We start from the raw sequence: 12,286 nt of genomic DNA, 5'->3' as shown, positions 1-12,286 counted from the left end.
TCAGCGGTCCCCGCTTCCCCGTGAGTTGTCGCCGACCAGGGCGAGGAACGCGTCCTCCAGTCGGCGCCGTGGCATCACCCGGTCGACCCCCACCCCGGCCCGGACCAGTTCGGCGACCACCTCGCTGCGGGCGGTCCCGTTCACGTCCACCACCAGCGTCCCGTCCCCGTTCGACAGCACTTCCACCCCGTCGAGCCGATCGAGTACGGCACGCGCGGCGGCCGGGTCGCTGACGTCGAACTGCACGCTGGGCGACTCGCCGACGATCTCGTCGACCGGCCCGGAGGCGACGATGGTGCCCTTGTTGACCACCACCGCGTGGGTGCAGGACTGCTCCACCTCGGCCAGCAGGTGGCTGGAGACCAGCACCGCCCGGCCGCCGGTGGCGTACCGGCGGAGCACCCGGCGCATCTCGGCGATCTGCGGCGGGTCGAGCCCGTCGGTCGGTTCGTCCAGCACCAGCAGCTCGGGCAGGCCGAGCATGGCCTGGGCGATCGCCAACCGCTGCCGCATCCCGTGGCTGTACGTCCTGATCCTGCGGTGTACCGAGTCACCGAGGCCGGCGATCTCCAGCGCCTCCTCGAAGTGGGCGTCGGCGAGCGGCCGCCCCGTCGCCCGCCAGTACGACCGCAGGTTCTCGATCCCGCTCAGGTGCGGCAGGAAACCGGGCCCCTCGACCAGCGAGCCGATCCGGGAGAGCACCGGCGAACCGGGGACCAGCCGGTGCCCGAAGACGAAGATCCTGCCGGCGGTCGGCTGGGTCAGCCCCATCAGCACCCGCAGGGTGGTGGTCTTGCCGGCACCGTTCGGCCCGAGCAGGCCGACCACCTGCCCCCGGTGCACCTCGAAGTCGACCCGGGAGACGGCGACGAAGCCGTCCGCGTACTCCTTGCGCAGGTCGCGGATGACCAGCGGGATGTCCGCGTACTCCGCGGTCACCGAGGTGTCGTGGCGGCGGTGCCGGCGGCGGACCACCAGCAGGACCACGACGAGCCCGACCGCGATCGCGGCGAGCAGGGCGGCCAGCGCCCAGCGCCAGAGCACTCCGGTGGTGGGGATCGGCTCCCCGGTCACCGTGGGCAGGGTGATCCGGTCGCCGCCGAGCGCGACCGAGTAGACGGTCGGTTCGACCGGGGTGGCGTAGCCCTGGTCGGAGGTGGCCACGACCAGCGCCAACCGGTGTCCGGCCTCGACCCGGTGCACGATCGCCGGCAGGGTCACCCGCGCGGGTGCGGCACCGGACAGGTCGGCCGGGAGGCCGGTCAGCCGGACCGGGGCGATCAGGCCGCTGGGCAGTTCGGCTGTTCCGTCCGGGCCGATGTCGTAGAGCTTGACGAAGAGGACGGCCTCGCCGGTCGGTGACGCGGCCCGGATCGACACCGTCGGCGCGCCGACCACGTCGACCGGATCGGTGAGCGGTTCGGTGACGAACCGGGCGTGCTGGCCGGGCAGGTCCCCGGCCACCCCGCCGACCACGCTCGACAGTGCACCGGCGAACGGCACGGTCGAGATCGCGGCCGGGTTGCCGTTCGGCGGGTTCGCGATCTGCTGCGGTGGTCCGCCCACCGCGACCGTGCGGGTGCCGCCGCCGGCCGCCGTGTCGGTGCCGGTCAGGCCGGGGTAGTCGGCGGTCCGGAAGCCGGTGGCGACCAGGCCCCGGTCGAGTGCGTCGAAGCCGGCCAGCCGGGACCAGGTGAACCCGGTGCCGGGATTGGCGGCGTCGCCGCGTACGTAGTGGTCGAGCCACTGCACGGTGAGGAACTTGGTCCGGTCCTGGTCGGTCTGGGGGCCGGCACCGCCGTCGTGCCCACCGGTGAACCAGGCCACGCGTACGGGGGTTCCGGCGGCGGCGATGCCACGGGCGTTGGCGTCGGCCTCGCTGAGCGGGAAGAGCGTGTCTGCCTCGCCCTGGATCAGCAGCGTCGGCGCCTTGATCCGGTCGAGTACGCCGGCCGGGCTGGACCGGCGCAGCAGGGCGACCGCCTGCTCGGTGGCCCGCCCGGTGGTGGCGATCTCCAGGTAGGCGGCACAGACGTCGGCGGCGAACCGGCCGCAGCCCGGATTGTTCACCCCGACACCGGGGGCGGTCCCCGGCCCGATCCCCGGACCGGGGCGGGTCGAGGGGGCCACGCTGGGCGTGACCGTCGGGGCGGCGGTCGGCCCGGTGGTCGACGCGGTGTTGCCGGGCCCTCCGGCCGGGTTGGTGCCGCCCGGTCCGAGACCGCCGAGGCCGCCGGGACCGTTGCCGCCACTGCCGAACAGGACGCCCGCCCAGCCCTTCTTGAACACCCCCTCCAGGGTGGATCCGCCGCTCGACTCGGGCAGGAAGGACGCGGCCAGGTCGTGCCAGGTGATCATCGGGACGATCGCGTCCACCCTCGGGTCGGCGGCGGCGAGCAGCAACGCCAGGCCGCCGCCGTACGAACCGCCGACGACTCCCACCCTCGGGTCACCGGTCGCGTCGGTACGGATCTCCGGCCGGGCGGCGAGCCAGTCGAGCAGTCGGGAGGCGTCCCGTACCTCGAAGTCGGGACTGTCCAGGTGGATCTCCCCGCCGCTGCGGCCGAACCCCCGCGCGGTGTACGCCAGCACCGCGTACCCGTGTTCGGCCAGCTCCTCGGCGTCGGAGCGGACCGATTCCTTTGTCCCACCGAAGCCGTGCGGCAACAGGACCGCCGGGACCGGGTCGGCGGCGGTGGCCCCGTCCGGCAGGTAGAGCGTGGTGTCGAGGTCGATCGGCTGGTTGCCGTCCGGTCCGGACCGGAGGCTGATCATGCGGTCCTCGGTACGGAAGGAGACGCCCTCGGGCCAGACCGCCCACCCGACCAGGGCCGCGAGCAGCGCTATGACCAGGGCGGACGCGCCGAGTCGACGTCGCCCCGGGCGGCTCGCCTCCGACCGGACACGGTGGAGGGCACGGCGGAGCCGGGACGGCAGCGCGGAAGGCATGGGCACACCGTACGGGCCGGAACCTGTGCGGGGGCTGAGATCCGCCGTACGTCCGTCCGGTCAACCCGATCGGTGATCGAAATGCATCGTACGAACATCCCAAGGCCGAGCACGGGAGGACAAATTCGGACTATGTGAATTCCGATCTACCAGGACATTAAGCTCAATCGATACATGTCGCTCGACAATAAGCACGCAGAGTCACGAATATGAGTACCCGCGACCACAGGTCCGCAACTGACGTGAAACTGACTGTTCGTGATGGACGGACGGAGTCGGGCGTTCGGTTAGTTTTCCGCTCCGGTGGGCGGGACCCCGGCGGCCTCGGCGCCCACCACCGGACCTTGGCCGTCGCCGGAGGAGATACACGATGACAGTTCCCGCGCAGCGGCCCCGACGATGGCCGAACGCGCCCGGTAACGCACTGCGCCTGTTCCTCGTGGTGATCTTGTTGGTGCCGGTTGCCGTGCTCTTCGTGCAGCTACAGCGATCGGTCGACGCCGATCAGGAACTGGCCGGCCGGGAACAGCACGGGGTCGAGTATCTGCGCTCGCTCGCCGACGTGACGGTGGCCCTCACCGAGGCCCAGTCGGCGACCGTGGCCGGCCGCCCGGTGCTGCGCGAGGCCCTGGCCACGGCGGTGGAACGGACCACCGCCGTCGACACCCGGCTCGGCGCCGAACTGCGCACCCGCGAGCGGTGGGCCGGCGTACGGGCCAAGATCGAGGCCCTGCCCGATCGCGGCGGACCCGGCAACCCCGAGGCCGCGTACACCGTCTACCGCGAGGCCGCCGACCTGCTGCTGGCCCTCTACGCCAAGGTGCGGGAGAGCTCCGGACTGATGCGCGACCCCGAGGCCGACTCGTACTACCTGCAGGATGCCGTCGGGGAGGAACTACCCAACGCGATGGTCGCCGCCGGACGGCTCGCCGACCTCGCGGTGATCGGAGCGGCCCGACGGTCGACCGAACGCCTGACCACGGTCGCCGAGCTGACCGCCGCCCGTACGTCGCTGCTCGACCCGGCCGGAGACCTGATCGACTCCCTGCAGTCCGCGGTGGAGAGCACCGACAGCCCCAACCTCGGTGGCAACCTGCTCAACCAGCTCGACAGCTACCAGCGCGCGACCGAGGCACTCAGCGCGTCGGCCGCGCTGACCGACGGCACCTCCCAGGCCGATCTGACCCAGATCGCCGGGGCCCGGGTGACCGCCCACGCCGCCGCCGAGCAACTCTCCGCGATCATCCTCACCGAACTCTCCGCCCTGATCGACGCCCGCAACAACCGGTTGGCCCGCGACCAGCAGGTCACCTACGGCGCCGCCGCCCTGGCACTGGTGCTCATGGCCGGCCTGGCCACGGCGATCGTGCTCAGCGGCCGTCGTCGCGGCACCGCACCGGCCGCACCGGGCACCCCGGACGGCCCGGCGGCCGAGCCGGTCAGCACCGAACCGGGCCGCTGGGACGCACTCGTCGAATGGTCCGCCTCCGGACCGGCCGGCGCACCGGGCACGCAACCGCCCGGCCGTCCGGTCGCCACGGCCGGTGCCGGTTCCGACGGCCCCGGCGGTTGGGGGCGTTCCGATGCTGCTCGGTAGGCTCCGGATCCGGGCCAAGCTCGCGCTGCTGGTCATCACCCCGCTGATCACCATGGTCGGCCTGGCCGTACCGGTGGTCGTCGAACGGGTGAGCCAGGCCAGCCGCGCCGCCGACACCGCCGAGGCGGTACGCACCGCAGGCCGGATCGGCTCGCTGGTGCAGGAGTTGCAGCAGGAACGGTTGCTCTCCATCGGCTACCTGCTCGGCCACGCCACCCGGTCCACGCTGATCCAGCAGTCGGCCACGGTCAGCGACGAGATCGCCGACCTGCGCGCCGACCTCGGGGACAAGCTCACCGACCGGGTGTCGACCGCGATCACCGGAGTGCAGCAGCTCGCCGAGTTGCGTACCGCGGTGCTCAGCCGCAAGGCCACCCCGGAGCAGGTCCTGGGCAAGTTCGGGCCGGTCAACGTGGCGCTGATCGAATCCCTACACCTGATGGACGGGGTGGACACCGCCACGTCGCAGGGGCGCCAGGTCGTCGCACTCGACGCGGTGCTCCGTACAGACGAGGGAATCAGCGCCGGCGCGTCGATCATCGTGCTCGTGGTCGCCAGCAGGAACCAGGCCGCGATCACCGCGTACGTCGGCAACATGGCCGCGTTGACGGTCAACACGACCCGGTTCAGCGCCTTCGCCACGCCGGAACAGAACGCGCTCTACCGGCTGGTTGAGGACGCGGTGGCGAACCGGACCAGCAGCGAGTTCCTCACCCGGTTCGTCCAGGACCCCGAGGGCACGATCGCCGGGTTCAGCATGCAACGGCTCTTCCCCGCCGTCGCCTCCCTGATCACCCTCGGGCAGTTCGTGGAGAAGCGGATCGTCACCGACGTCATCCGCCAGGTGACGGCAGAACAGCGGGCGGCGCTGACCACTGCGTACTGGGTCGGCGGGCTGGTTCTGCTCACCCTCCTGGTGGTGGTCCTGCTCAGCCTGGCGGTGGCCCGTACGGTCGCCCGGCCGCTGATCCGGCTCACCCAGTCCGCCGACCGGGTGGCCAGGGTCGCCGAGGGGGAACTGGTCCGGATCGCCGACGACGAGTCCGAGTCGGCCACCTCGATCCGACTGGACCCGGTCGACATCCGGGCCCGCGACGAGATCGGCGACCTCGCCCGCGCCTTCGACCGGGTGCAGGGTACGGCGGCACGCCTGGTCGAACGGCAGGCGGCGAGCCGGCGCAACGTGGCGCAGATGTTCGGTCACGTCGGCCGGCGGACGCAGAACCTGGTCGGCCGGCAGATCGCCCTGATCGACCGGTTGGAGCACCAGGAGACCGACCCCACCCGCCTGCAGCACCTCTACCGCCTCGACCACGTCTCCAGCCGACTGCGCCGCAGCGCGAGCAGCCTGGTCGTCCTCTCCGGCTCGGCCGGCGCCGACGGGCATGTGGCGCCGATGCCGCTCGGCGACGTCGTCCGGCTCGCCCTCGGCGAGATCGAGGACTACACCCGGGTTGACGTACAGGTACGGGTCGACATGGGCGTGGCACCGGCGGTCATCGGTGACCTCGTACTGACCCTGGCCGAGTTGATGGAGAACGCCACCGCCTTCTCCCCGCCGCACACCCGGGTGACGGTCACCGGCGAGGTGGTCGAGGGCGGGGTGAAGCTGACCCTGGTCGACCACGGCATCGGCATGACCGGCGAACGGCTGGCCGAGGAGAACGCCCGGTTGACCCTGCGGGAACGGCTCGACCTGGCCCCAACCGAGGTGCTCGGACTCTTCGTGGTCGGTCGGTTGGCCCGCAGGCACGGCTGGCAGGTGACCCTGTCGGCCACCTCCGGCGGCGGGGTGACCGTGGAGATCGAGATCGCGGACCGGCTCCTGGTGGCCCGCCGGACCGAGTCGTCGGCGGTCGCGGTGGCGCGGGCCACCGTACCGACGCCATCACTGACCTGGGCGGAGGTCGTGCAGAACGCGGATCCGGCCCCGGCCGGGACGTTGCCGACCCGGAAACCGGCGCCGATCGGACCGGTCGCCGACCCGGTCCGGGCGCTGGTCAGCACGCCACTGGTCCCACCGGTGCAGGCCGAACCGGTCCTGCCTCCGCCGGCGCAGGCCCAGCCGGTCCAGACCGAGCCGGGCCAGCTTGAGCCCTCGCAGCTCACGGCACCCCAGGTCGCACCGGCACAGCTCACGCCGAGCGGCCAGGGTGAACCCGAACCGGGAGCCGGGCGCAGCGGAGTCGAGGCGCCGGCCGGTGTCCGTACGGAACTGGAGGCGTTGCCGGTCGAGAGCCTGGTGGAGCCGGTGTTCGACGCGGCGCTGCTGGACCGGGCCAGCCGGTCGCTGGCGGCGGGCGTGCCATGGAACGCGTTCGCCGGGGCACCGGTCGACGGTACGACCGCCCCGGCCGGGTCGGGCGACACCCGGGAGGCGGCGACGGTGGCCGACGAAGCCGGTGCCGCCAAGGCACTCGGACTGCGTCAGCGGGTCCCCGGCGCCCAGTTGCCCGCCAACAACGGACCCGGCGCGGCCGGCCGGGGACCGGGTCGCAACAGCGGCCCCCAGCCGGCCGACCCCTCCGTGGTCCGCGCGCTGATCGAGGAGTTCGAAGCCGGCGTACGACGGGCGCAGCGCCAGCAGCCGGGAACGACCTCCCCGGTCGGGGAGCCGGAGGGGGCGACCCGGGGCGTGGCACCGGAGGTGGCCCCGGTAGCGGCGGGACCGGTGCAGCTCACCCGGCGGGTACCGGGCCGCAACCTGGAGCCGACCGGACCGGCACCCCGCTGGGACCGGCACCGGTCCGGCAGCCGCCCCGACAACCCGGATGAGGTCCGGAACCTCGTCACCCAGTTCGAGGCCGGGGTGGCCCGTGCCCTGAGCGAAGTCCGTACCGACCACCGTCACGAAGAGGAAACACCACGATGACCAGCCCCTTCATCCGCGACAGCATCGACCGTGAGCAGTCCGGTGCGGCCACCGGAGAGCTCAGCCAGGAAGCCCGGACCTTCAACTGGCTGCTGGACTCGTTCACCACCAACACGGCCGGGGTGGTCGAGGCGATCGCGGTCTCGTCCGACGGACTGCTGATGGCGATGTCCGCGATCAAGGACCGGTCCAACGCGGAGCGACTCGCAGCGGTCGTCTCCGGCATGACCAGCCTCGCCGGGGGCGCGGCCAACTGGTACTCACTCGGCGGACTGAATCGGGTGATCGTGGACATGACCGACGGTTATCTGCTGGTCAGCTCGATCAGCAGTGGCTCCGTACTCGGCGTCGTCGCTGACCGCTCAGCAAACCTGGGCACGGTCGCGTACGAGATGACGCTCTTCGCGGGCCGGGCGGGAAGTGCGCTCACGCCTCGGCTCATCGTCGAGTTGAAGAACTCCGTACAGTCGTGACCCGGCCCGCGGCCGGCGCGGGGAGAGAGCCCGAGCCGGCCATCCGGATCCGCCCCTACCTGCAGGCGGCGGCGTCGAGACCCGGCGAACCCGATCCGGAGATCGACAGCGACGTCTCCAACGCGGAGTCGGGGTTCGGCGCCCCGGTGCCGCAGGGGCTGCGGCCGTTTGTCCTCACCGCCGGCCGGGTGGACAGCGTCGACCCGGCGATCTGCCTGGAGACGCAGGTCACCGCCCGGCCGGACGGGCCCTCCTGGACCAGTCCGCCGCTGGGTCGACTCGCACCGGAGCTACAGGACATCGTCACGCTCTGCGCCGAACCGATGTCGGTGGCCGAGATCTCCGCTCGCTTGCGGTTGCATCTCGGCGTAACCAAGATTCTGGTCGGTGACCTCCGGGCCACCGGTCACCTCGATGTGCACACCTATGACATCGAGGATGCCCACGACCCCGACCTCATTCTGCGAGTGATCGATGGACTTCGTGCGATCTCCTGAGTGGCTGGCCGCCCCGACGGCCGCCAGCTCCCCCGTCAACAGTGCGCCGAGTCGGTACGGCGGACCGGCCAGCCACGGCGGACCGGGTGGCAACGCCATCCCGGCCGGGTACGTCGGGCCGTCCGCGCCCGCCGCCCGGCACGCCCGACCGAGCGCCGGACTCGATTACGGGGAGCCGATGGGGGCCGGCGGAGCCGCACCGGGTCGTCCCAAGTCCGCGCCGATCCCGGTGAAGATCCTCATCGCCGGTGGTTTCGGCGTCGGGAAGACCACCACGGTCGGTGCCATCTCGGAGATCGCACCGCTGACCACCGAGGCGGAGATGACCACCGCCGGAATCGGCGTGGACGACCCCGGCACCCGGTCGGAGAAGACCACGACAACCGTGGCGATGGACTTCGGCTGCGTCACCATCGACCGCAGTCTGAAGCTCTACCTCTTCGGCACTCCCGGTCAGTCCAGGTTCGGTTTCATGTGGGACGACCTGGCCCGGGGGGCCCTCGGGGCGCTGGTTGTCGTCGACAGCGCCCGGCTGGATGACTGCTACCCTGCGATCGACTTCTTCGAGCGCGCGAGACTGCCCTTTGTCGTCGCGGTGAACGCGTTCGACGGACAACTCGCCCACGACCTGGACTCGATCCGGTGGGCGCTGGCGATCGGCGAACATGTGCCGCTGGTGCGGTTCGACGCCCGGGATCGGCTATCGGTACGCGACGCCCTGCTGGTCGTCCTGGACCGTGCGCTGGACCGGGCGATCCGGGAGCGGGAGTCGTAGCCCGTGACCAGGGCACGACGGTCGGGAAAGGTGGCGTGATGCGAGGCGAGTTGGACGACGCGCTGGCCCGGATGGCCCGGCGGGAGGAGTTGCTGCGGCGGCGCTCCGGCGCGCCTACGGAGGGTGATCGACCCCCGGTCGACGCCCCCCGCCCGGCGGCCGAGAGCAACCACCCGCCGGCCGACAGCGGCCGTTATCCGGTCGAGGGCAACCGCTACCAGGCCGAACCCACCCGGTCCCCGAACGCCGGTCTCCGCCCTCCGGCCGAGACGATCCGCTCGTCGACGGAGAACCTCCGGTCCGCGGGCGAGAGCGTCCGGCCGCCCGTGCCGGCGCAGCGCACCCCGGTCGACGACGTGGCAGACGCGGTCCGGCGGGTGGTCGCCCACCATCCGGGCCTCACGGTCCGCCTGTCGATGGAGCAGGGTACGTCGCACGCCGCCATCCGGGTCGGCTGGTCGGAGGGGAGGGTGACGGTGGTCCCGGCCGACGAACCGGTGGCACCCGCACCCGTACCGGCTCCGGCCCCGCCGACCTGGCCGCTGCCGGTGCAGCCGATGCCGGGCTGGGCGGCGGCGCCCGGCGAGTCGTCGGTCGACTCGGCCGCCCGGCTGGCCGAACTGATCCGGCGGGACCCGTCGCTGCTCGGCGGCTCCGACGAGCAGTGACGTGCCCGGCCGGGCCGTAACGACGGGGCGAGCCCGGGAAGACGGATCCGGGGTGCTTCCGGCGGCTACGCTCGGCCGGTGGCCGAGCCCGATCTCATTCTCACCGCGAACCTGCGATCGGCGACCCTGGACGCCCGCCGGGGCATCGTCCGGCTGCATCCGACCGTACTGACCGCGTTGGGGCTGCATCCCGGTGATCCCGTACGGCTGACCGGTCGCCGTACCACCGCCGGCATCGTGGCCCGTGCGGAGACGGGCACCGGCCGGGACCTGCTGCACGCCGACGATCTCCTGCTCGGCAACCTGGGCGTGCGCGCCGGTGACCCGGTGACGGTCGCACCGGCGCCGGTGGTCGCCGCCCGTCGGGTGGTCCTGGCCGGACCCCCGGAGGTCAGCGCGGTCGTACGGGCGGAGCTGCTCCGGCTCGCCCTGCTCGGCAAGCTGGTCACCGTGGGCGACGACGTGTCGCTGCTGCCCCGGGACGTGCTGCCGGACGAGGGGGTGCGGGCCCTGCTCGACGCCGCCCGCCGGAGCCTGGCCAACACGATGGGGTACGCCTGGACCAGCACCCTGGTCACCGTCACCGCCGCCGAGCCCCCGTCCGCCGCCCTGGTCACCATGGACACCGTTGTCGGCTGGTCCGACGACCTCCCGGCGAGCACAGCCCCGGCACCGGCCGCCCGCACCGGGGCGACCGCGAACGGCGGCACGGAACGGGCCCGGCTGCCACTCCCCGACCGGAACACCGCCCCCCTCGCGAACAGCACACCGCCCCGAACCGCCACCGCCGAACCGGTGGTGGAACCGACGCCGAGCCTGGCCGACCTGCCCGGCGTACGGGCGCAGGCGCAGGCGCTGAGCGAGCTGCTCGACCTCGGCTTCCACCACGGGGAGGTGCTGGGGCGGCTCGGCACCACCGTCTCCCTCGGTGTGCTGATCACCGGTGCGGCCGGGTCGGGCAAGTCCGCGCTGGTCCGAGCGGTCGCGGGGACGGTCGGAGCGCGGGTGGAGGCGGTCTGGGCACCCGAGTTGGCGGCCCTGACCAACGACGCCGCCGCCCGCCGGCTGGACGAGGTCACCACCTCGGTACGCGCCGACGGTCCGGCCGTACTCCTGGTGACGGATGTCGAGGCGCTCGCCCCGTACGAGCAGCCGGGTCCGCTGGCCACCGTGTTCCGGCAGTTGCTCGGCGAGACGATCCGGGCCGGTGCGGCCGTGGTCTGCACGACCAGCCGCCCGGAGGCGGTGGACCCGTCGCTGCGCGCCCCGGACCTGCTGTCGCTGGAACTGGCGGTTCCGCTGCCGGACACCGCCCTGCGGCGGGAGCAGTTGACCGTACTGACCCGGCAGATGCCGCTCGCCGAGGACGTACGCCTGGACGAGGTCGCCGCCCGTACGCCCGGATTTGTCGCCGCCGACCTGGCCGCGCTGGCCCGCGAGGCCGGGGTCCGGGCGGCGCTGCGCCAACGCACGGACGCCTCGCCGGTGGTGGCGATGCTCGACTTCACCGCCGCGCTGGAGGTGGTCCGCCCGACGTCGATGTCGTCGTCGACGCTGCGGCTGGCGACGGTGACGCTGGACGACGTCGGTGACATGGCGGAGGTCAAGGAGACCCTGACCGAGTCGGTGCTCTGGCCGCTCACCTACCCGGACACGTTCGCCCGTCTCGGGGTGCAGCCGCCGCGCGGGGTGCTGCTCTATGGCCCGCCCGGCTGCGGCAAGACGTTCCTGGTCACCGCGCTCGCGGGCTCGGGGCGGGCGAACGTGCTGTCGGTCAAGGGCGCCGAACTGCTCTCGAAGTGGGTCGGCGAGAGCGAACGTGCCGTACGCGAACTGTTCCGCCGGGCCCGCGACGCCGCACCGACCCTGATCTTCCTGGACGAGGTGGACGCGCTCGCCCCAACCCGTGGCCAGGCCACCGACGGCGGCACCACGGACCGGGTGGTCGCCGCCCTGCTGACCGAACTCGACGGGGTGGAGACCCTGCGGAACGTGATAGTGGTCGGTGCGACGAACCGGCCCGACCTGGTCGACCCGGCTCTGCTGCGTCCGGGTCGACTGGAGCGGCTGGTCTACGTACCGCCACCGGACGCCGGTGGCCGGGCCGACATCCTGCGCGCGGTGGCGAAGCCGGTCCCCCTCGCACCGGACGTGGACCTGGTGACGGTGGCGGAGTCGCTGGACGGGTTCTCGGCGGCCGACTGTGCGGCCCTGATCCGGGAGGCCGCGCTGGTCGCGATGCGGGAGTCACTGTCCGCGGCCACGGTCACCGCCGCGCACGTCGCCGCCGCCCGCAAACGGGTACGGGCGTCGCTCGATCCCGTACAGGTCGCCTGGCTCGCCGCGTACGCGGAGCAGCACAGTCCCGGCTGACCCACGATATTGTCAGTTGTTTTTTCGTAATCCCCATGTGCAGGAATGGTCCTTCGATGCCTTCGAAGGACAATTCTCGCTA

Annotated in this window: 8 protein-coding genes; 7 read left to right on the top strand and 1 reads right to left on the bottom strand. The window is 72.5% G+C overall.

The window, feature by feature from the left end; all coding sequences use genetic code 11:
* Entirely contained in the window at nt 1-2,949 is a 2,949-nt protein-coding gene (locus tag ACWEFB_RS32495) for an alpha/beta fold hydrolase (protein WP_452291578.1), read from the bottom strand.
* Between the two features lie 370 nt (nt 2,950-3,319).
* Between ACWEFB_RS32495 and ACWEFB_RS32490 the strand changes: the two genes are divergently transcribed.
* The 7 genes from ACWEFB_RS32490 (at nt 3,320) to ACWEFB_RS32460 (ending at nt 12,204) form a co-directional block, all read left to right on the top strand.
* Nucleotides 3,320-4,546 (top strand): hypothetical protein, encoded by a 1,227-nt coding sequence (locus ACWEFB_RS32490; protein WP_452291576.1) that lies wholly within the window; start codon nt 3,320-3,322, stop codon nt 4,544-4,546.
* Entirely contained in the window at nt 4,533-7,418 is a 2,886-nt protein-coding gene (locus tag ACWEFB_RS32485; RefSeq protein ID WP_452291574.1) for a nitrate- and nitrite sensing domain-containing protein, read from the top strand. The genes ACWEFB_RS32490 and ACWEFB_RS32485 overlap by 14 nt, the downstream gene beginning before the upstream one ends.
* Nucleotides 7,415-7,891, top strand: coding sequence for a roadblock/LC7 domain-containing protein (locus ACWEFB_RS32480; RefSeq protein WP_326562292.1), 477 nt, complete (start codon nt 7,415-7,417; stop codon nt 7,889-7,891). The genes ACWEFB_RS32485 and ACWEFB_RS32480 overlap by 4 nt, the downstream gene beginning before the upstream one ends.
* The gene (locus ACWEFB_RS32475) at nt 7,888-8,388 is read left to right on the top strand and encodes a DUF742 domain-containing protein (protein ID WP_326562291.1); all 501 of its coding nucleotides are present in this window, start codon (nt 7,888-7,890) and stop codon (nt 8,386-8,388) included. Before ACWEFB_RS32480 ends, ACWEFB_RS32475 begins: the two co-directional genes overlap by 4 nt.
* Nucleotides 8,366-9,163, top strand: coding sequence for a GTP-binding protein (locus ACWEFB_RS32470; RefSeq protein ID WP_442792102.1), 798 nt, complete (start codon nt 8,366-8,368; stop codon nt 9,161-9,163). Before ACWEFB_RS32475 ends, ACWEFB_RS32470 begins: the two co-directional genes overlap by 23 nt.
* A 38-nt stretch (nt 9,164-9,201) precedes the next feature.
* The gene (locus tag ACWEFB_RS32465; RefSeq protein ID WP_452291571.1) at nt 9,202-9,831 is read left to right on the top strand and encodes a hypothetical protein; all 630 of its coding nucleotides are present in this window, start codon (nt 9,202-9,204) and stop codon (nt 9,829-9,831) included.
* Between the two features lie 78 nt (nt 9,832-9,909).
* Nucleotides 9,910-12,204 (top strand): AAA family ATPase, encoded by a 2,295-nt coding sequence (locus ACWEFB_RS32460; protein ID WP_452291569.1) that lies wholly within the window; start codon nt 9,910-9,912, stop codon nt 12,202-12,204.
* Nucleotides 12,205-12,286 lie beyond the last annotated feature (82 nt).

It is taken from the genome of Micromonospora sp. NPDC004704 (assembly GCF_053601675.1).
Note: the sequence above shows the minus strand (reverse complement) of the source record. Positions and strands in the feature narration are given on the sequence as shown.

Coding starts and splice junctions, on each gene's coding strand:
- ACWEFB_RS32495 (WP_452291578.1), bottom strand. CDS start 2,949: ATGCCTTCCGCGCTGCCGTCCCGGCTCCGCCGTGCCCTCCACCGTGTC.
- ACWEFB_RS32490 (WP_452291576.1), top strand. CDS start 3,320: ATGACAGTTCCCGCGCAGCGGCCCCGACGATGGCCGAACGCGCCCGGT.
- ACWEFB_RS32485 (WP_452291574.1), top strand. CDS start 4,533: ATGCTGCTCGGTAGGCTCCGGATCCGGGCCAAGCTCGCGCTGCTGGTC.
- ACWEFB_RS32480 (WP_326562292.1), top strand. CDS start 7,415: ATGACCAGCCCCTTCATCCGCGACAGCATCGACCGTGAGCAGTCCGGT.
- ACWEFB_RS32470 (WP_442792102.1), top strand. CDS start 8,366: ATGGACTTCGTGCGATCTCCTGAGTGGCTGGCCGCCCCGACGGCCGCC.
- ACWEFB_RS32465 (WP_452291571.1), top strand. CDS start 9,202: ATGCGAGGCGAGTTGGACGACGCGCTGGCCCGGATGGCCCGGCGGGAG.